Source organism: Leptothoe sp. ISB3NOV94-8A, from assembly GCF_043421595.1.
GTDB classification, from domain to species: Bacteria; Cyanobacteriota; Cyanobacteriia; order Phormidesmidales; family Phormidesmidaceae; genus Leptothoe; species Leptothoe turfae.
Map to the genome: position 1 here is coordinate 244,122 of NZ_JAXSQW010000004.1, position 21,257 is coordinate 265,378.

Genomic DNA, 21,257 nt, shown 5'->3' on the forward strand with positions numbered 1-21,257 from the left:
TTAAAGAAGACTGAGTACATGAAATGAAGCGAGACAAATTATGGTTGGAACTAGTGCAGATAGAGAGGCCTTAGAAACTATTGCCATCATTGGCATGTCCTGTCGTTTTCCAGGAGCTGATAGTCCTAAGCAGTTTTGGCAAAATCTATCTGATGGGATAGAGTCGATTTATTTTTTCTCAGACCAAGAACATAATCATTTAGGCAAGAACCAGGCTTGGGTGAATGAGCCAAATTACGTGAAGGCAGATCCTTGTCTCGAAGATGTTGAATGGTTTGATGCTTCATTTTTTAACTTAAATGCCAGGCAAGCTGAATTAACCAGCCCAGAGCATCGCATATTTTTAGAATGCGCTTGGGAAGCGCTTGAACATGGGGGTTATACTACTCAGCATTATGACGGTAGTGTTGGTGTATACGCTGGTAGCAATATAAGTCACTATTTGAAATTCACAGGTCAAGAGGGTTTGTTGCAGCCAACCATGAGTGGGGTAGAGGCTTCATTTGGTAATGACCTGAATTATATGTCAACGCTAGTTTCTTACCATCTCAATCTCAAAGGCCCCAGCATGATGGTTCAAACGGCGTGTTCGAGTGCTCTGGTGGCTATTCATATGGCAGGGCAAAGTCTCCTCAATGGCGAGTGTGATATGGCGTTAGCGGGGGCAATAAATCTGAGGGGACCCCAGAAAACAGGCTACTTTTATCAAGAAGGGGGGATTCTTTCCCCTGACGGGCACTGTCGGGCTTTTGATGCCAAAGCACAGGGTACTGTTCCCGGCAGTGGGGCAGGTGTTGTACTTCTCAAGCGTTTTTCTGATGCCCTAGAGGACGGTGATCATATCCACGCGGTGATCAGAGGCTCAGCTATTAACAATGATGGTGCTAGTAAAGTAGGATACTCAGCCCCAAGTGTTGATGGTCAAGCCGTTGTGATAGCTGATGCATTAGCGATCGCCGAAATTGATCCTAAAACTGTGACGTACATAGAGGCCCATGGAACTGGAACAGTCTTGGGGGATCCCATTGAGGTTGCTGCTCTCACAGATGTCTTTCGAGTAAGCACGGATCAAAAAGGATTTTGTGCCATTGGCTCGGTTAAGAGTAATGTTGGGCATTTAGGGGTTGCAGCAGGTATGCCTGGTCTGATTAAGGTAGCATTAGCCCTTGAAAATCAGACTATTCCGCCCAGTTTAAACTTTGAGCAGCCCAACCCTAAGATTGACTTTGCTAATAGCCCATTTTATGTCAACCACACCCTCTCAGAGTGGCATGCTAATGGGACACCCCGAAGAGCTGGCGTGAGTTCCTTGGGCGTTGGTGGTACCAATGCACATATTGTTCTTGAAGAAGCACCATCACGACAACCGTCAGGTTCTTCTCGTCCCTGGCAGTTGATGGTAATATCTGCTAAAACGCAATCTGCACTGGATAAATCAACAGCTAATCTAGCGAATTATTTGAGCCAGCATCCTGATGTGAACTTAGCGGATGTTGCCTACACCCTGAGCATTGGTCGTCAAGCATTCGAGCACCGCAGAATCTTAATTTGTCAGCACCTAGATCAGGCTCAGAAACAGTTTGAATCGCTAGATCCTGAGTATGACTTGACGCAGCATCAAACGCCTCATAAGCGGCCCATAATTTTTATGTTCTCGGGACAAGGGGCTCAATATATCAATATGGCCCGTGAACTCTATCAACAAGAGTCCATCTTCCAAGAACATGTGGATACCTGTGCCACATATCTTTATCCTCTTCTGGGGCTTGACCTGCGCCATATCCTTTACCCCGATCTGGAACATGCGGAGACAGCAGCTCAAAAAATAACCCAAACAGCAATCGCTCAACCAGCACTGTTTGTTATTGAATATGCACTTGCAAAGCTTTGGATGGCTTGGGGAATCCGGCCAGCGGCCATGATTGGTCATAGCATAGGTGAATACGTTGCAGCAACGCTAGCAGGGGTATTTTCGTTGGAAGCCGCTCTGGCCATTGTGGCAAAGCGAGGGCAGTTAATGCAGGAACTTCCCCCTGGACAGATGCTAGCTATTCCACTTCCCGAGAATGATGTTATACCCCTCCTGGGAGAAGACTTAGCATTGGCCGTTGTTAATGGGCCGTCGACGTGCGTGGTATCAGGTAAAACAGAAGCCATCTCAGCTTTACAGGCTCAGTTAACATCTCAAGGCGTGAATTGTCGTCCCCTGCACACGTCCCATGGATTCCACTCGCCGATGATGGATCCTATCTTGGATAGCTTTAAGGAACAGGTTCAGAAGTTTAAGCTTCAATCACCTACAATCTCTTATATTTCAAATGTTACAGGCGATTGGATAACGGACGAAGCAGCTACTGATCCTAATTATTGGGCCTCTCACTTGAGACAAACTGTCCGGTTTAGTGATGGTTTAGACGTAATATTGCAAGAATCTGCCCATGTTTTCCTTGAAGTTGGCCCTGGGCGAACCTTAAGTACTCTGCTGAAACAGCATTCAGCTAAACGCTCTGAGCAAGTTGTTCTGACATCATTACACCATCCCAAGGAAACCCAATCTGATATCGGTTTTATATTAAATGCAGTGGGCCGATTGTGGTTGGCTGGTATTCAAATAGACTGGCATGGTTTTTATGCCCATGAACATCGTCACCGTTTGCCTTTACCAACCTATCCCTTTGAGCGTCAACGGTATTGGTTGGGGGCAACAGATACCTCCAGTTCTCCATCAAACCCTGACTTATCGACGCAGTCCCTGTGGCAATCGCTTCTAAAAGCAGGAGAACAACAGGCAAAAATTGGAGGAGCTGCCCTGGATGAGGCAACATACTCCAAAAATATAGTATGGATTGACCGCTTATGTCTTGCCTACATCAATTCAACCTTGAGGCAGCTAGGCACGTTTGATCGTTTAGAAACTGAGCATAATTTAGAGGATCTATGCAAACATTGTCAGATTCTGCCTCGCTACCATCAGCTAGTTAAAAGTTGGTTAAAGGCTTTAGTAAGAGTAGGACAGTTACAGCAAGAGGGAAGTTCCTTTAAGCAGTCACCTTCCTCGCCAGACGATAACAATTCTACTGATGGAGCTATTGAAACACTGCTTAAGACAGCTCAAGAATGCTGGATAGAGACACCACAGATGGTGGATTTTGTGCAGCTCTTTGGTGAAAATTTAGTCCACATCTTGGTAGGTGATCAGGAACCGCTAGAACTATTTAATCGTTTGATCTATCACAATCAAGATGTAAAAGCTACACAGAAGTCTCCCTGGGAAGATTACTACAGGAATATTATGCGATCAATTTTGGAGAAATTGACGCAGGCCCTACCATCAGACACGACCCTAAAGATTTTAGAAATTGGGGCAGGAACGGGTATTGCCACATCAGTATTGCTACCAGTGCTGCCCCATGAGCGGACTCAATATACTTTCACCGATATTGGGGGTGCGTTCTTGACACAGGCACAACAAAAATTTGCTGATTATCCGTTTATTCAGTATCAATTGCTTGATATTGAACAGTCTCCCAAGACTCAAGGGTTTCCATTGCATGAGTTCGATATCGTGATTGCCGCTAACGTCCTGCATGCTACTCAAAATATTGGTGAGACGCTGGGAAATGTGCGTTCTTTGGTAGCTCCAGGTGGATTCCTTTTACTGTGGGAGATCACTCAACCACAACTGAACTTTGAGGTAACTTGGGGGCTGTTAATGAAGCCCTTTAAAGATCAGAAAAGCGATCGCACATTGGGCAATCCATTTCTATCCAGTCAGGAATGGCAGCAAGCACTCAAAAATAACGCCTTTACTGATGTGGCCGTTTTCCCTAAGGATAGTGCATTTGGTCACAGTATTATTCTGGCAAAAGCAACTAAAACAACAGCACCATCCCTCCCATCGGCCCTTGCTACAGACAACAATCAGCTTGGTAGTCAGTCACCTAAGCAAAACCTAGAACAAAAGCCTGATGTGGCTGACTGGTTCTATCTACCTCAATGGAAGCGTTCCTTACCGCCATTTTCACTACAATCAACGTCGTACACTGATCATTCTGATTGTTGGTTAGTCTTCATTAACGAAGCTGTAGGCATGTCTATTGCTGAGCAATTACAACAACAGAAACAAACTGTCATTACGGTTCAGATTTCAGAGATATTTGGTCATCAACAAAAAGCTTTATCGGATGGTTCAGTTCGGCATAGCTACACACTTAATCCAGAGCAAAAAAGCGATTATTCCCAACTTTTTGAATCGCTACAGGAGAAAGGAATTGTCCCTAATCATATTGTCCATGGTTGGACAATTACATCCCTAAGTCAACCCCATTCGAGTCCTGATCAATTTGATCAGATTCAATCCCAGGGATTTTATAGTTTGCTTTTCCTGGTTCAAACCCTTGGCAAACAAAATTGGAGCCAGGAATTGCAATTGACAGTCCTGTCCAATAATATGCAGTCTGTCACAGAAGAGGAATCGATATATTATCCAGAAAAAACAACAATACTTGGCTTACTAAAAGTCATCCCCCAGGAATATAATTACATCCGTTGTCGTAGCATTGACATTAGTCTTACTACGACTAGTAACTGGCAATCAAAAAAGTTAATTCATCAGCTCTGTGCTGAAATCCTTGCACCTCCAGCTGAGCTAATAGTTGCTTATCGAGGTCTGCAACGATGGGTTCAGACGGTTGAACCGATAACCTTAAAAGCACGACCTACTGAAGAATTACCGCTAAAACAATCAGGCGTTTACCTAATTGTTGGTGGGCTTGGCAGCCTAGGACTAATACTGGCAGAATACCTGGCCCGTACGGTTCAGGCAAAATTAATTTTGACAGGGCGTTCGTCATTTCCCAATAGAGAACAGTGGTCAGCATGGCTCTCTTCCCATGAGGAATCTGATAAGATTAGCTGCCAGATTCGAAAAATACAGGAATTTGAGTCTTTAGGAGCAGAAATTCTAATCCTGCAGGCAGATATTTCTAATTTCGAACAAATGCAGGCTGCTTTAAGTCAAACGGAGCAGAAGTTTGGCGCACTTAATGGGGTGATTCATGCTGTTGTATTAGGTGCAGCCCAGCTCTTTAAGCCGATTCAAGATATTACTCCGGCAGACTGTAAGCTACAGTTTCAAGGCAAGATAGATGGGCTATTTATATTACAAGAGCTCCTGGGCTCTAAATCCCTTGATTTTTGTCTGCTAATTTCTTCATTAGCCTCACTTTTCGGTGGACTTGGCCATGCGGCCTACGCTGCGGCTAATCTTTTTATGGATGCCTTTGCACATCAGCATAATCAAGCGTTCCCTACGCCTTGGCTCAGTGTCAATTGGGATGGGCGAAAACCTGTTTTACCAGAAAGTAAAGCTATACCATTGGTTGAAACAAGTTCAGAGCAGACGATTCTTCCTGAAGAAGACATAAAGATTTTCCAGCATGTTTTAGCCTGGAGTCAACTTAATCAGATTATTGTCTCAACGAGGGAGCTACAACCTAGAGTTGATTATTGGACAAGATGGGAGTCGCTACGAGAAGAAGCAAATCTCATCAAAGGAAATAATGATCAATCACATCATGCAAGACCTGAACTAGAAAATGCTTATGTCCCTCCCAGACATGCGACGGAAAAGATGCTCGCAGATATATGGCAAACAATTATTGGCATTGACCTGGTAGGTATTCATGATAACTACTTTGAGTTGGGCGGAGACTCTTTAATCTCAATTCAGGTGATGGCTCAAATTCGTGAAACATTTCAAGTAGATTTACCATCGAGCAGTCTATTTGAATCCCCTACAGTTGCTGGCATGGCAAACCATATTAATAACATTCAGACGGCTAAGCAACTGCAATCTGAAACTACAGATCAAGCAGCAGACGATCGAGAAGAGATTGATTTATAAAATCGATTGAAGTCTTATCTTATACATACTCTGAAGTCAAGATTATGTAGTTAAGCATTGGTCTAGCAAAGACTCAACAATTGAATACGTAGGTTTTTCATCTTTTTAGGTACTCGGTAATTTTGAAATCTATTTTGACACATGGAACTAGCAGGCTCTAAAACCCCCCATTGGCTACAGATGATGAAATATATCATTGATCCAATTGGATTTCTAGACAAAACAGCTAAACGTCATGGAGATATCTTTACACTATCAGGCAGTTTATCGATTGCAGAGTCTAGAGCTGTCGTAGTGGTCACTCACCCAAAGGCAATTCAGCAGATTTTTACGCGACCTAAAGAGATTACGTCACCGGGTGAACTACATCAAGCCATGGCTCCATTTGTAGGAGACAATTCATTGTTCGTGGTTAATGATGTACGCCATCAACACCGACGCAAACTTTTATTGCCTCCATTTCACGGCAAACGATTGTATACCTATGGTCAATCCATCTGTGAGATCACTCGAAAAATCATCAGCAGACATCCTCCAAATCAAGGCTTTTCAATTTATTTAGCGCTACAAGAAATTTCGCTTCAAGTCATTCTAGAGACTGTTCTTGGTTTGCATCAACCAGGATTGCGTCAACGGCTAAGACAGCGCTATCTAGCTTATAAAGGATACTCTAAAAATCCTTTAGTTCCATTCTTGATAACTTTCCCTAGTCTGAGAAAAGATTTAGGGCGATGGAGTCCATGGGGGCAATTCCTATACTTAAAGCAACAGCTTGATGAGTTAATATACGATGAAATTAGAAAGTGTCGTCAGCAAAATGACTCCACTCGAACTGACATTCTGAGTTTGCTGGTTTCAGCTCGAGATGAGACAGGTGAATCGATGACAGATGATGAGTTGTGTGATGATTTGCGCTTTCTCTTTTCTGCCGGGCAAGAACCGACTGCCATCGCTATTGCCTGGGCTATGTACTGGTTGCATACGCATCCCAATATACTTGAAAAATTACGACAAGAACTAGATGGTTTGGGTGAGGATCCAGATCCAGTTGTAGTTGCTAAGTTGCCTTATCTCACAGCTGTGTGCAATGAAACAATGCGAATTTCACCAATTATTCCATTTACATCACCAAGGTTAGTTCAAACTCCTGTCGAACTAATGGGTTATCAATTAAATCCAAATACAATCCTAGACTGCTGCATCTATCTAGTTCATCAGCGTGAGGACCTATATCCAGAACCCAAAAAGTTTAGGCCAGAGCGATTTTTAGAAAGAAAATTCTCCTACTATGAATTTCTACCATTTGGCGGTGGCGAGCGTGGGTGTATCGCTCAACCATTAGCTGAATATGAAATAAAGCTGGTGTTAGCCACGCTAGTTTCTCACTATGAATGGACACTTATTAATCGACGGCCAGAGCGGTACCATGTCGCAGGAACTTTTTTGACGCCTGCTAATGGGATTCAGGTGAAGATAACCAATCTACGGCAACCTCAAAGACAAAGATCACCACAGTTTGTAGCCTGATTAGCAGCCCATAATTCGCTTAATAAAGCAGGAAGAATAGCAATGAATAATGCGCATAAAAATCAGTTTGATGTCATTATCCTGGGTTCTGGAGTAGGGGGGGCTACATTAGCCACGATATTGGCAAAACATAATTTAAATGTTTTGATGGTCGATAAAAAAAGCCATCCTAGATATGCAATTGGGGAATCACTAACAACTCACACAGAACTTCTTCTTAAATTACTCAGTCGTAACTATTCTATTCCTGAATTTGAACACTTAAGTTCATTTCAAAATATTAAGGAACATCTTTCCACCTCTGCCTGTGGACATAAGCGAATATTCGGTTTTCTATACCATCATGAAGGAGAAGAACAGTCCTCCCATGAAAGAATACAGTGGGGAACAGGCGACAGCAGTCACTTATTCCGGCAGGAAGTTGACCACTATTTAGTGAAAGCTTCTGTCAGCTATGGAGCAAAGCTATTAGAAAATATAAATGTAGTTGATTTAGAGATTAGTCAACATAGTGTCAGAATTATAGCCAAGAATGGCGAATCATTTACTGCAGACTATTTAGTTGATGCTAGTGGATACAATTCCATACTCGCTCGAAAATTTAACCTCAGAGAGTATCCTACACGCTTCAAAACCCATTCGAGAAGCCTATTTACCCATATGATTAATGTTAAGGGTACTGATGAAGCAATTCGGGAATCTAATGGAAAAAAAAGTGACATCCCTTGGAAAAGAGGAACAACGCATCATATATTCAAAGAAGGTTGGATGTGGGTCATTCCATTTGACAATCATGAGCAGTCGACTAATCCAGTGTGTAGTGTAGGCGTTAACTTTAATAGTCGCTATTTGCCTAAAAACGGTCTTGCTCCAGAGCAAGAATTTCAACAGTTTATAATGCGATTCCCATCTATCGCATCTCAATTTGAGTCGGCTCAAACTGTCCAAAGATGGACCTCTACTGATCGCATCCAATATTCGTCTAGAATTTGTGTAGGAGAAAGGTTTTATATCCTTCCACATTCATCAGGGTTTGTTGACCCGATATTTTCAGTTGGACTATCGCAAACTTTCTTGACGATCAATCCACTTGCTGCACTAATTTTACAAGCAGTTTCCGAAAAAGACTTTTCCTCACAGAACTTTCTTTCCTTAGCAAGTTTGCAGGAGAAAATTTTCAACTATAATGACATGATCGCTCACTGTACATATATTTCATTTAGAGACTTCAATCTGATGAATGCATGGCTTCGTGTTTGGCTTATGCAACATTTAATGCCTGTTTGGAAACTTGGCTTTTCACAGATTGATCTTTTTACAAAGGGTTATAAGCCACGATCATTATCGCAGCTTACTGATATCAAGTATTTAGAAGATCTAGATACACAAATCAGTCCATGGGGAAATGGTTATGTTTCAAAAGCTATTGCCGAAATGGAAAAGGTGGAAAAAGGCTTGATTTCTCCAAATGAAGCAGCACTTAATATCATATCTACGCTGAATTCAGCCAGTTGGTTATTTAGGGCGATGGGAATAGGAGACACCTCACAGAATTATTTTGACCTGCTCAAATCCCAACGCTTTAACCTTAGTCTCTTAGCTTTCGCATTCTGGTCACAGATATTTTTAGCTAAAAGCAATAGGCCATTTGACTTTACGATTAGTGATTTCTTCAAATTTCGGCTTAACTATGCATAAAATGGTCTAATTAGAGGATTAAATCATGTATTTTCTAAAAGAAATTCCAGTTTAGTGGCATTTTCTTAACCTCTAGCTCAGTATGCTTCATTTTGATAATTTGGCAAAACATAATGCCGGGATTTTAGCATTTGGCCAGTCAAGCGCTAAAAGTTTCTTCCAAGGATTTGATATTTTGTTAATCGTAAGGAAATAGAGTCGTGAAACAATCTACAGAGGAATTCGTTTCTTACCTAAAGGATCTAGGTATACGGCTCCAGCGTAAGGGTGATTACTTGCACTGTAATGCTCCCAAAGGAACCTTGACATCGACTCTTCGTACTCAGCTAGCTGAGCGGAAAGTAGAAGTCCTAGCCTTTATGGATAAGTTTAGTGCTGTTGAAAGCATAAGTTCTGGCTCTCAATCACTACCTACGATTGTTCCCAATGAAAGCTCTCGATATCAGCCTTTTCCTCTCAATGATGTTCAGCAGGCTTACTGGCTCGGTCGTAACGATGCATTTGAGTTAAGTAATATCTCTACCCATGCTTATGCCGAAGTAGATATTATCAACTTAGATTTGAAGAGATTTGAAAATATACTAAATCGCATCATTAATCATCATGAAATGATGCGAGCAATTGTCTTGCCAGACGGAAGGCAACAGATTATAGAAGAGGTTCCTGCTTATAAGATAGAAGTTTTAGACTTAAGTGAGAGTGACCCAGATACCAGGAATTCGCATTTGATGCGAATTCGTGACCGCATGTCGCATCAAGTACTGCCCATTGATCAATATCCGCTCTTCGAATTTCGCGCTGTCAAATTAAGTAAATCGAAGACCCGTCTATATTCCAGTATTGATCTGATGATTTCTGATGCCTGGAGCTTCGATATTCTAAAGCGAGACTTCATTCAGCTAATTCATCATCCAGAAAGTTCTCTCACTCCTCTAGAGTTATCATTCCGAGACTATGTCTTAGCAGAAATTTCTCTACGAAAATCTACGCTCTATCACCGCTCACTAGCATATTGGCGAGACCGACTCCATACCTTACCTGCAGCTCCGCAACTACCGCTTGCTAAAAGTTTAGCTACAATTGACCGCCCCCGATTTGTACACTATAGTAAACGTTTTGAACCTGACACTTGGAACCGCCTCAAACGAAGGGGCTATAAAGCGAATTTAACTCCTTCCGTCGTCGTATTGGCAGCATTTGCCGAAATTCTTACCGCTTGGAGTAAAGATCCACGCTTTACAATCAATGTAACCCTATTCAAGCGGTTTCCACTACATCCTCAAGTTAATAAAATCGTAGGTGACTTCACATCGTTAGCATTGCTAGCTGTAGATAACTCTGCCCAGAGTTCCTTTGAAGTCCGAGCTCAACGGATTCAAAAGCAACTTTGGAACGATATCGATCATCGTTATGTCAGTGGTTTAGAAGTGCTGAGAGAAATAGCCAAGTTGCAAAAACGGCCTTCAGCAGCACTTATGCCGGTAGTGTATACCAGCACTTTAGGCAATGATAGTATTGATACCGAAGCATTTATGGGGAGCTTAACTCAAACAACAGATCTTCCCCCATCGCCTAGTAACGAGGAAATGGGAGAAATTGTCTACAGTCTGAGTCAAACGCCTCAGGTTTATCTAGATCACCAGGCGGTTGAAGACGACGGTGCACTTATTGTTAATTGGGATGCCATCAAGAATCTCTTTCCTCCTAATTTTTTGGATGATATGTTTGCGGCCTATTGTGAATTCCTTAGTCGCTTAGCAGACGAGGATGACCTTTGGCAAGAACCCAAACGGCAGCTGTTGCCCCCAACGCAGCTTAAACAACTAACAGATATTAATGCTACTGAGATAGCCATTCCAGAAGATACTCTGCTCCATACCTTATTTTTTAACCAAGTAGCTTTGCATCGACAAAAAGCAGCTGTGATTACCTCTGATCGTACTTTAACCTACCAGGAACTAAGAGATCGCACCAATCAGTTAGGCCATCACCTACGACAGCTAGGCACTCGATCCAATCAGCTCATAGCAGTTGTCATGGAAAAAGGCTGGGAGCAAGTCGTCGCTGTCTTGGGTATCCACGCTTCTGGTGCCGCATATGTGCCGATCGATCCCGCACTTCCAACTGAGCGGAGGCAACATCTGTTACGGGAAGCAAACGTTCAATGGGTCATCACTCAACCAAAGCTAGATGCTTCCTTAGAATGGCCAGACAACATCAAACGTCTCTGTATAGATTACACAACAAGACATCCTAGTTCCATAGGTCCTTTAGAACCCATACAGAAATCGTCTGATTTAGCTTATGTCATCTATACCTCTGGCTCCACTGGGAAACCCAAAGGGGTAATGATTGACCACAGAGGTGCTGTCAATACTATTTTGGATATTAACCAGCGTTTTAATGTAACATCTCAAGACCATGTATTTGCTCTTTCATCTTTAAGTTTCGACCTTTCGGTATATGACATCTTCGGCACCTTAGCTGCTGGAGGAACAATTGTCATCCCCGATGCTGATGCGACAAAAGATCCAGCTCACTGGATAAAACTAATGGCGCAACAGCAGGTAAGCATCTGGAACTCGGTACCGGCTTTAATGCAGATGCTAATGGAGTATGCAGCAGATTGTCCCGAATTATTATCTAAATCTTTGCGGCTAGTAATGTTGAGTGGAGACTGGCTGCCCTTGAACTTACCAAAACAGATTAAAGACATTTGTGAAGATATACAACTGGTTAGTTTAGGAGGTGCGACTGAGGCATCTATTTGGTCAATTCTCTACCCGATTGAACAGGTTGACCCAACGTGGAAAAGTATCCCTTACGGTCGCCCAATGGCTAACCAGAGCATGTATGTATTTAATGACGCCCTCGAGTTATGCCCTCTGTGGGTTCCTGGACAACTTTACATTGGCGGCATTGGTCTGGCTAAGGGATATTGGCAAAATGAGGAAAAGACCAATGCCAGTTTTATAATTCATCCTCAAACCAAGGAACGCTTATATAAAACAGGTGACTTGGGTCGATATCTACCGGATGGGAATATTGAATTTCTTGGGCGTGAAGATTTTCAAGTCAAAATCAAAGGTCACCGGATTGAATTGGGAGAGATTGAGACAAATTTACAACAACATACGGCTGTTAAAGAAGCGTTAGTCGCGGCAGTTGGAGAATCGAGAGAGGATAAACAATTAGTAGCCTATGTAGTTCCAGAATCAGATAAAAGACCTAATCTCTTTGAAGTAGAAAGCAAAAATCCCTCAGATTCTCATAAATTATGGGAATCTTTAGTACAAGCAGGTCTCCAAAAAGCTCAGCATGATCTTTGGCATGTAGATGCGAAAATATTTTCGCATCTATGGAAGTATCAAGACCATTTATATGCCATCTCAGTATGCAGGGCACTAAGAAAGCTAGGCGCTTATAATTCAGCTGGAGAGAAATATAGTTTAGATGATTTGATATCCAAGTGTCAGATTGCGCCCCGCTACCGTAGATGGGTACTTAGAGCTTTGAATGTATTGATTGCGGAAGGATGGATACAACAACAAGGTGAGGTCTACGAAAGTATCATTGGCTTACCAACACTTGTTTCTGAAGAGTTATCACCAGAAGTTCAGTCAGAACTATCTCAAAGCAATGAGTTTACAAAAGTATGGGTTGATTTCCTCGATATCAGTGCAGCTGAGATTTTACCAAACATTCTCACCGAAAAAATACACTCTGGAGAATTATATGCTAATGAAAAACTTGCCGTGGATGGCTATCAGAAAAGATTTGCCTACTGTCATGCCATAGCTAGCGAACTAGCTAAAGTTTTGGTGCAAAATCTAGGACCGCAAAAGCAACTACGTATATTAGAAGTTGGTGCAGGTTACGGTTCCTGTACGTTACATTTACTGCCGCTTCTGCCTCCAGATCAAACCACCTACGTTTTCACAGACATCTCTAACTTTTTTCTCCAGAGAGCCAAAGAAAGTTTTGCTGATTACCCCTTCATTAGCTACGGCCTGTTAGACTTGGAGAAAGATCCCCATATTCAGGGGTATGAATCTAATAGTTTTGATGTCGTTATCGCAGCAAGTGTTCTACATACTACCCGTGATTTAGAGAAAACGTTGCAGCATGTTCGTTCTCTGCTGGCTCCCAATGGATTGCTTCTATTAATAGAAGAAACTAAGTTTCACCGGTCATTTGATCTACATTTGGGACTTCAGCAAGGGTTTGATGTATTCGAGGATGAGAAATTACGTACAAAGCATGCTCTTTTGTCTAGAGAACAGTGGCAGACGTTATTCGCCGCTAACGAATTTGAAGAAAGTGTAGTTTTGAATCAACCTGGTTGTGTGGCTGATTTTATAGGACTTGATGTTCTAATGTCTAGAGGTCCATCTTCAGTAAGGCGGTTTAAGTCTGTTGAGTTGCGCAACTTCCTACAAGAAAAGTTGCCCAATTACATGCTCCCTTCTGCGTTTATATTACTGGATAAGTTTCCTTTAACTCCTAATGGTAAATTAGACCGTTCTGCCCTACCTAACATTCAAGGTAGAGGGCGGCGTCCACAGTTAAGAACAGATTATGTATCACCCCGAACCAAGAATGAGAAACTCATTGTTGCTATTTGGCAAGAAATTCTCCAAGTAGACAAGATAGGGATTTATGATAATTTCTTTGAGTTAGGTGGAGACTCTTTGCTTGCCACACGAATTATTGCTCAGATGCGCAAAGCGTTTGAGCTGGAGTTACCCTTAGTCATCATTTATGAGTCACCTACTGTGGCTGGCATCTCGGAAAAAATTGAGAATGTGACTCCTGCTACTACATTAGGTAGCCATTAAGGAGAGCGAAGAATCTACAGTAAAAGATTCAAAATGTTTGACGAGATAAAGACTTACAGACTTTGTTAACCTTCAGTAGTCTAGTGTTTTTAATTATGCATAGTTGATGAGATAGACAACCATAATGCTCGTTCCTAAAAATTCCTGGGTAACTTGTCCCAACCCTAATACTTTGGCTAGTTTACGACTATTTTGCTTTCCCTACGCTGGCGGTAGCGCTTTGAGCTTTCGTAACTGGTCAGAGCAGTTGCCTACCACGATAGAAGTCTGCCCCATTGAACTACCTGGAAGAGGGATGAGGATAAAGGAGTCTCCCTTTACTCAAATGTCCCTTCTAGTTAAAGAGCTTGTACAGTCTCTGCTTCCCTATCTTGATAAACCCTTTGTCTTTCTTGGGCATAGTCTGGGCGCGCTGGTTTGCTTTGAACTAACCCGTTGCCTTCGCAAAATCGGTGCTTACACTCCGACGCATTTGTTTGTTTCTGGTCACTGCGCCCCTCAATTGCCCTTCTCAGTTCCTCCTATTCATACATTACCGGATGCTGAATTTATAGAGAACTTGCGTCGTCTACATGGAACACCAGAAGCAGCACTTGTTAATAAAGAGTTAATGCAATTACTCTTACCAGCTCTCAGATCAGATTTTGCGGTTTTTACAACCTACACTTATCAGCCAGAATTTCCGTTAAAGTGTCCAATAACAGCTTTTGGTGGTTTGCAAGATCCAGTTATGAGCTGTGAGATGCTGGAAGCATGGAAAAAGCAAACCAGTGCAGCTTTTTCCATGCAAATGATTCCAGGCGATCACTTTTTCATTCATACTGCGCAATCACTTCTGTTACAGTTTCTAACTCAAAGCTTAAACAGCATTACTGACCAAATGTCTTGCATATAAATGAGAGGCTCAATCGGTGTTTCAGGGAGCTAGACAAGGGGTATGACCTCGCCAGGATGTAATTTTCAGTAACGATAGACTAAGGTAATGCCATTGTCGTCGGAGCGCGCAGCATGCCAGCATCTATTGTCAGTAGCGATGCTAATAGTGTCACGATACAGGTAACCATCCCCTTTAGCAGTTCGATGTTAACCAGTGAGGATGAGATTCAAGAGGTGTTGAATATAGCGGGTCAACTGGCGACAGAAAAGGCACTTGAACAATACGATAGCGATGGTAGCCCCCTCGACTACGCAGGCCAGCACTGGACCAGCAAAGGTAAAGAGACAAAAGTCTACCAAAGCGTCGTGCCATCTGCCATCAAAAATCGAGGAATCGACAAAACGCTCTAGTTTCAAGCTTCATGATAGCTCACATTCAGCAGATTATTTTTAGTCGTATTTTTAGTGTAACCAATATAAAGGGGGTTAGTTTGGGTAGAATTTCTATCACAGGGAGATGCCCACGCTAGATGGGGTGTTTCGCTCTGCGGGTTGTTTCAAATAATGGGAGTTGCCAATGGCTCGTGATATTCCTGAGCCCACCTTTATTGAGTTTGGGCAGGTAACACAGGCACCGGTGCGGGTGACCGAGGATTTGGGCTGGCAGCGGGTGGTGGAGTTTTTGAGATCGCGTGAGCTATCCGCCAGTACCCTCAAAGCCTATGAACGGCAGCTCCGGCTCTTCTATACCTGGACCCAGAATAAACCCTGGCACGACATTACCCACCGCGACATTGACCGCTACAAGCAATACCTGAAGAACCGGCCCAGCAAACGGGGGGGAGCGCTGGCTCCAACCACCATCAATCAGGCCCTGGCCACACTGAAGAGTTTCTTCAAATGGCTCACCGTCAAGGACTATATCACCCGCAATCCCACCCTCACCATTGAGTTTCTCAAAGAACCGGCTAAGCCCCCTCGGGATTTAGCGGAAACCCAGGTCAGTCAGCTGTTTGAGGCCCTGGCCTACCGGGGTGATTCTGAAGTGCGCGACCGGGCAATTCTCCAGGTGCTCAGCCATGGATTACGGGCCAGGGAAGTGTGCGGTCTGGATATCAGCGATTACGACGGACAGCGTTTGAGGGTCCGTGAAGCCAAGTGGGGCAGCGATGGCCTAGTCCCCTTGAAGCCGGATGCGGTTGCCGCCTTGGATAGCTATCTGGGGTGGTTGGTACGTAATGGGTTTGCCGTTAGTCAGGAGGCTTCCCTGTTTATCAGTTTGTCGAACAACAGTCGGGGGCAACGTCTGGGCTATAGCGGTATCTATGAGCTGGTCAAGGATTTGGCGCAAGCCAGCGAGTTAGAGGACATCCATCCACACCGCATGAGACATACCTTTGCCACCTCTCTCGTCGCTGCTGGCATGAATCCCTTGTTGGCTAAGCGAGCGGTTCGCATTCGCTCTGACAAGATCTTTGCCAGGTATAGTGACCGGGCTTTGGATATCAAAATGGAAGAGGCCTTTGAAGATCTCTATGGCACACCAAAAGAGTCATGATCTGTTGATTTTTCAAACTCACGTTGTGGACATGTCTACAACGTGAAACTCCCACATGGCAAGGATTCTGGGCGGAATGCTAGAGATATGGATATTTATCGGACATAGACTTTTGGCACTCTAGGCCTTGATCGAGAATAGGGTATTTCAGAGTATGGAGTTGTTCAAATAACCGGAGAGATTGACGGATGGATTCGGTGTACCTAACTGATTCAGATCGCTAATTGCCTCATATTGCAGCTTCGATTAAATAGCTGCAGGATTCAAATTATCTGATTTTAGATATCAACATCACTACAGATAGAATCCGAAACCGTTGATGAGCAAGGTATTGAAACAAACTATAGCGTTTCTATAGTGCGCGTTGTTCAGTTACTAATTACACCTCAGCGCAGCTTTCCTTCAGCGACTAGTCTGAGTTGTAGATCTACACACTGGGGCTAAGGTTATTTAGACGCTCGGTATTTTCAATTACTTGAGGTGTTAGGCGTTCCGTCATTTGTAGCAGCCGCGCAATGGTTGCTTCATTCTGGGCCTGACGTTCGATTAGAGTTGCGATCGCAGCCGTATTTGCCTCTTGCTGCTCAGCAATACGCTCTAATGTCGCTTGTAGCTCTTCACTCATTGAATTGCTTGTCATAACCGACTGCACACAAGTATATAACCATCCTCTGAGTTTCTATCCTCCTGCAGCAATCTGTATAACAGCATCACAGCAATAAGGAAATTGTAAGTAAACTATCAGTAAAATTTGCTTAAATCATTACCAGGGCAAACGCCAACGGGTTCGTTTCGCCTCTTGTCGAACCAGACCAACAATCGCGTCATTAACTTCCTCTTGGTCCTCACCACCAATGGTCCCGATCATACGTTCAAGTTCGTGAGCTGTTATCGACTCGTTAACCATGTAGGCTTCCTGCGCTGGCTGGGGCAATGAACTTCGGTCGTTACGCTTACCACCAGTTTCTCGATAGAGTTCGTCTACGTCACAATCAAATAGTTCCTGGGTTTGTGCGATCGCACTGTCACGATAAACATCGCCTGCGCCTCCATTGTCTTTGATGGCCTTGTTAAAGCGACGGTTAACAATGGCCCCATCAACCCGGTGACGCTTAGGCGTTAGCGCCTGCGAGTTGCCCGATAGATCCAACTGGGACGCCTGTTCCTCGTAATTGTTTTTCTCTTCCTTCCAGAAGTTCAAAAAACCCATTATTTCGTGCTTCCTGTTGTTCGTCAGCAGTAAAATCGGTCGATGTGAAAATCTGTTCAAGGCCCGCTTTGATGATGTCCAGACCGTCTTCGTACATCAAAAACTCGTCCAGGATTTCATTACGGTACTCGTAATCCCATCGGTCTTGAGTGAAATTGAACCCATGAACGATAAGTGTCCAGGGGTCTAAAGTGCCTTTGTAGTGCAAAGCTGCCTCAAACCGGGCTAAAGCTGCTATCCAGGTCTTTTTATAGCGTCTATCCCCAAACAACTTAACCTCTCTCACATAGTCATCTAATGACCCTGTGAGCTTGCCCTTAAAGCTATTGAGTTTGGACCAACTTTTCCAAACCCTTTTTTTAAGCTGCTGCATTTTCATGGGTTCACCTGTGTTTACGGACGTAAATACATCTGAACTATGGTAATGATACCGTTGCTAACTAGTGCTGTCTACTAGATGTTAAGCGACCTTTCAGAACATATACAGCCAGAAAATTTTACCCTGGTCTCTGCCTGGTTGCTGTCTACTGACTATCGCTAATGCTGTAACCAGTCGCATTGCCAGTACTATCGTAATAAATGGCAACCCATTGATGTCCAGAAATACTGTAGTAAACCGAACCTGACTTTCTTCAGAAAATAAGTGCTTGTGCCTCACTTAGAAACGTCAAGTCACAGGACCGCAAAGCACGGGATGGGCGTAATCCGAAAACGGTTGAAGTGATCAAGATTCCGGCAACGACGATTCCTGCCTTTTCTGCAGGTAAGGGCTTTAAGGATCGGGTGAAAAACGCATAGCTTGGTTAAGACCTAACGATTCATTACTGTGGGTGCTCAATGGGACATCCATCTTTCAGACTTAGTTCTAGCTAAATAGTTTTAATAGATAACTAGAATAAAGCTATGGCTCGAAAGTACTGTCCATTTAGGTTCTTCTGTGAAACTGTTACTCAAACACCGGGATTGGTAGCATCTCAATGTCCCAACTTAGGGGCATGCTCAGAGCTAGCCAAATTGGATGGGGAATGAGGTGGCAGCAAGAAATGTGGGGGATTATGACAATCGGTCTATCTCGATTCAGGGGGCGAAGTGGGGGAGTGATGGCGTTGTGCCGTTATCGGCCCAGGCGTGTGATGCATTGGATCGTTATTTGGGTTGATGTCTCAACCAGGGGTTTGATACTAGCCTGGAGGCTCCTTTGTTTGTAAGTCTCTCAAATCGGAACCGGGGACAGCGGATGGGATACAAAGGGGTATACAACTGCATCAAGGATTTGGCTGAGTTAGCAGAACTGGACGAGAAAATTCATCCGCACCAGCTGCGTCATACATTTGGGACTCAGCTAATTCTGGAGGGAATGAATCCTGAGTTTGTGCGCAGGCTGATGCGAATTAAGTCAATGAATGTGTTTGGGCGCTATACCAAACGGGCTTTGGAACTGAAGGCGAAAGAGAGTTTTTACGATACGCTCCAGGCATCGGAGTCTGGGTTGTTTGGTAAAAGGTAATCTTGTTTTTGGAGAGAGCGGCTGGTTCATAGTGCCTGACCTCCGATATCAGGCACAAGGTAGCGTAAGCGTTTCTTTCGACTCCGCTCAAGGAGCACTTACGGCATCAATATCACAGCTAAAAATCTATTGAAAATTCTGGAATTCTCAAATTTAACAATTCCACTTAAGAATTCTGAGAATTTTCAGTCAGATTGAGTTATGATGTGCGCGCACGCTTTGAAACTTCGCCACACCAAAGATGCTGAAAAAAGTTATTTCAATCATGTCGAATAGTGGTGGCGTTGGTAAGACCACACTGACGGTTAACCTGGCTTACCAGCTCGCCCGCAAAGGAAAAAAGGTTGCAATGTTTGGTTGTGACCCCAATGGTTCGTTGACTCTTTTCTGTGGATTGGATGATCCTCCGAAGGAGAAAACAATGGATTGGGTGTTGCGGCCTGACTTTAAAGGGGACTATCCTCTGTTTCCGGTTTGGAGGGATCGTATCGAGGGGATCGAGGCTTGTCTGGGGGGACTACCACTCACTGAAACGACACAGCGACTCGTTTTGGATAAGCGTGGGGCTTACTTATTGGCAGATGCATTGGAAGATCATCCGCTTCCCCACGATGTGCTAATTATTGATTGCCCTGGCACGATTGAGCAGCTACATATCGCAGCTCTGTCGGCAAGTACAGATGTGATTATCACACTGAAGCCAGAGGACAAGGATATGGATGCGATGGCTAAATTGCTGGAGTGGATTAGCCTGACTCGCACTGAGTTACGTCTAAAGCCTGCGCCTAAGGTGTTTGGAGTGGTGCCAAATGGGGCCAAGAACCGGGCAATGCATCGAGATAATTTAGGTCTGTCAGATATTGAAGGATTACCTGATATTATGCGGCACATGCAAATTCCGATGTTTCCGACGATTAAGGACAATGCCTATATTGCCAATGCCGCAGCTGCCGGGTTGCCATTGGGTATCTACAGAGCAGGGGATCCCAACAACAAGCTTTACGAAAAAATTGCCGTTGAAGTCATTAAGGAGATGGATTAGCGATGGCTCGCATCAGTAAACGACCCATGGCGACCATGTTTAGTGGTGCCTTAAATGCTCAAGAGGGTGAGACGATTGCCCAGCTGAAGGAAGAAATTGAAAGTTTGAAGTCACTTTCTGGGCAGTCATTTAGATTACCGGTTGCTGATATTCAACCGCTCCAGCTCCCAGGGAGGTTAAAGCAGCCTCGACTTTATTTTGATCCGCAAAAGATGGAGCGGCTTAAGGAGTCGATTGCGAAGCATGGTGTGCTGGAACCAATTTTGGTCAGGCCTGGTGCTAGGGGTAAATATGAAATCATCAGTGGTGAGCGGCGCTGGCGTAGTTGCTGTGCGTTAGAGATGGAATCGGTCCCGGCTATTGTGCGGGATATGCCAAATGCGATGGCATTGGAAGCCGCACTGATCGCCCACTTGCTGAATGAAGAAATTACGGCAATTGAGCAGACGGAAAGTATTTTAAGTTTACTGTCATTGCACCTGGATATCCCGATTGAAGATGTAAAGGCAGGCCTTTATCGGGTCAAGAATTCACGTTCCCGAGGCGCTGAGAATTCTAGAATTTTCAGCGCGGATGAGCTGAAACTAATCGCTGAAATCCTTGGTGAGTTTGGGATGAAGCTTTCCAGTTTTGTTTCTAATCGGTTACCGATGTTGAATTTGGCCCCTAAGATTTTAGAGGCAGTACGAGAGGGGAAGTTATCACCTACGAATGCAGTGCTTTTGAATCGTCAGAAGCCTGAGTTACATGGTGAGCTGGTTGAAAAAGCAGTGGGTTTGACTAAGCAAGATGTAATGGCTTTGGTGAAAGAACTTGAAAAGGAACAGCCAGCGAATAGTTCACCGGTATCATTATCTATTTCTGATCAGATCTTTGATCGTTTTAAGTCTGTACGCAAAAAGAAATCACTACTTGAATCAGCAGAGGTACAGAAGCGTCTAACGAAAATCAATAAGCTCTTACAAGAGATCGAAAAATTGAGTGTCTAAGAATTCCAGAATTTTCAGATAATCTAGCTAAGCAAATTTAGCAGAAGCCGAAGTATACGAAGCAAAAGCACCTTGGTCTCATGGGGGTACTTAACCCAATGCCTAAA

At 43.7% G+C, this 21,257-nt stretch carries 13 protein-coding genes and 2 pseudogenes; 12 read left to right on the forward strand and 3 right to left on the reverse strand.

Translation table 11 applies throughout. The annotated features are described in order from the left end of the window. The first annotated feature begins 40 nt into the window (after window positions 1–40). From SPB21_RS34565 to SPB21_RS34595, 7 genes and pseudogenes are all read left to right on the forward strand, one after another. Complete coding sequence (locus SPB21_RS34565) at window positions 41–5,905, forward strand: SDR family NAD(P)-dependent oxidoreductase (RefSeq protein ID WP_499869580.1); 5,865 nt, start codon at window positions 41–43, stop codon at window positions 5,903–5,905. A 141-nt stretch (window positions 5,906–6,046) separates the two neighbouring features. Continuing rightward, complete coding sequence (locus SPB21_RS34570) at window positions 6,047–7,432, forward strand: cytochrome P450 (RefSeq protein WP_163697775.1); 1,386 nt, start codon at window positions 6,047–6,049, stop codon at window positions 7,430–7,432. Window positions 7,433–7,474: 42 nt separating this feature from the next. Continuing rightward, entirely contained in the window at window positions 7,475–9,130 is a 1,656-nt protein-coding gene (locus tag SPB21_RS34575) for an NAD(P)/FAD-dependent oxidoreductase (protein ID WP_499869582.1), read from the forward strand. A gap of 200 nt (window positions 9,131–9,330) precedes the next feature. After that, window positions 9,331–13,968: an amino acid adenylation domain-containing protein gene (locus tag SPB21_RS34580; RefSeq protein ID WP_499869584.1), complete on the forward strand. Its 4,638-nt coding sequence runs from the start codon at window positions 9,331–9,333 to the stop codon at window positions 13,966–13,968. A 124-nt stretch (window positions 13,969–14,092) separates the two neighbouring features. Further along, window positions 14,093–14,863: a thioesterase II family protein gene (locus tag SPB21_RS34585; protein WP_163659751.1), complete on the forward strand. Its 771-nt coding sequence runs from the start codon at window positions 14,093–14,095 to the stop codon at window positions 14,861–14,863. A gap of 113 nt (window positions 14,864–14,976) precedes the next feature. Further along, window positions 14,977–15,207 (forward strand): annotated as a pseudogene (locus SPB21_RS34590) (ISKra4 family transposase); the annotation flags it as partial. Between the two features lie 214 nt (window positions 15,208–15,421). Further along, a complete protein-coding gene (locus tag SPB21_RS34595; protein ID WP_499869586.1) occupies window positions 15,422–16,402 on the forward strand; it encodes a tyrosine-type recombinase/integrase in 981 nt (326 codons plus the stop codon). Between the two features lie 427 nt (window positions 16,403–16,829). On the opposite strand, the gene SPB21_RS34600 is transcribed toward SPB21_RS34595, so the two are convergent. The 3 genes from SPB21_RS34600 to SPB21_RS34610 form a co-directional block, all read right to left on the reverse strand. Further along, a complete protein-coding gene (locus SPB21_RS34600; protein WP_163671136.1) occupies window positions 16,830–17,042 on the reverse strand; it encodes a hypothetical protein in 213 nt (70 codons plus the stop codon). A 123-nt stretch (window positions 17,043–17,165) separates the two neighbouring features. Then, entirely contained in the window at window positions 17,166–17,552 is a 387-nt protein-coding gene (locus tag SPB21_RS34605) for a hypothetical protein (protein ID WP_250565693.1), read from the reverse strand. Beyond that, window positions 17,515–17,991, reverse strand: a complete 477-nt coding sequence (locus SPB21_RS34610) for a hypothetical protein (protein WP_163671138.1) — start codon at window positions 17,989–17,991, stop codon at window positions 17,515–17,517. The genes SPB21_RS34605 and SPB21_RS34610 overlap by 38 nt, the downstream gene beginning before the upstream one ends. Window positions 17,992–18,281: 290 nt before the next feature. Here SPB21_RS34610 and SPB21_RS34615 point away from each other — a divergent pair. From SPB21_RS34615 to SPB21_RS34635, 5 genes and pseudogenes are all read left to right on the forward strand, one after another. Further along, window positions 18,282–18,410: pseudogene (locus SPB21_RS34615) on the forward strand (HU family DNA-binding protein); the annotation flags it as partial. Between the two features lie 232 nt (window positions 18,411–18,642). Next, window positions 18,643–18,771 carry a hypothetical protein gene (locus tag SPB21_RS34620; RefSeq protein WP_284681667.1) on the forward strand — a complete coding sequence of 43 codons (129 nt, stop codon included), beginning with the start codon at window positions 18,643–18,645 and terminating at the stop codon, window positions 18,769–18,771. 39 nt (window positions 18,772–18,810) lie between these two features. Beyond that, a complete protein-coding gene (locus SPB21_RS34625; protein WP_250565216.1) occupies window positions 18,811–19,119 on the forward strand; it encodes a tyrosine-type recombinase/integrase in 309 nt (102 codons plus the stop codon). Between the two features lie 241 nt (window positions 19,120–19,360). Next, a complete protein-coding gene (locus tag SPB21_RS34630) occupies window positions 19,361–20,161 on the forward strand; it encodes a ParA family protein (protein ID WP_163671140.1) in 801 nt (266 codons plus the stop codon). 2 nt (window positions 20,162–20,163) lie between these two features. Next, the gene (locus SPB21_RS34635) at window positions 20,164–21,150 is read left to right on the forward strand and encodes a ParB/RepB/Spo0J family partition protein (protein ID WP_163697789.1); all 987 of its coding nucleotides are present in this window, start codon (window positions 20,164–20,166) and stop codon (window positions 21,148–21,150) included. The last annotated feature ends 107 nt before the right edge of the window (window positions 21,151–21,257 follow it).

Coding starts and splice junctions, on each gene's coding strand:
- SPB21_RS34565 (WP_499869580.1), top strand. CDS start 41: ATGGTTGGAACTAGTGCAGATAGAGAGGCCTTAGAAACTATTGCCATC.
- SPB21_RS34570 (WP_163697775.1), top strand. CDS start 6,047: ATGGAACTAGCAGGCTCTAAAACCCCCCATTGGCTACAGATGATGAAA.
- SPB21_RS34575 (WP_499869582.1), top strand. CDS start 7,475: ATGAATAATGCGCATAAAAATCAGTTTGATGTCATTATCCTGGGTTCT.
- SPB21_RS34585 (WP_163659751.1), top strand. CDS start 14,093: ATGCTCGTTCCTAAAAATTCCTGGGTAACTTGTCCCAACCCTAATACT.
- SPB21_RS34595 (WP_499869586.1), top strand. CDS start 15,422: ATGGCTCGTGATATTCCTGAGCCCACCTTTATTGAGTTTGGGCAGGTA.
- SPB21_RS34600 (WP_163671136.1), bottom strand. CDS start 17,042: ATGACAAGCAATTCAATGAGTGAAGAGCTACAAGCGACATTAGAGCGT.
- SPB21_RS34610 (WP_163671138.1), bottom strand. CDS start 17,991: ATGAAAATGCAGCAGCTTAAAAAAAGGGTTTGGAAAAGTTGGTCCAAA.
- SPB21_RS34630 (WP_163671140.1), top strand. CDS start 19,361: ATGCTGAAAAAAGTTATTTCAATCATGTCGAATAGTGGTGGCGTTGGT.
- SPB21_RS34635 (WP_163697789.1), top strand. CDS start 20,164: ATGGCTCGCATCAGTAAACGACCCATGGCGACCATGTTTAGTGGTGCC.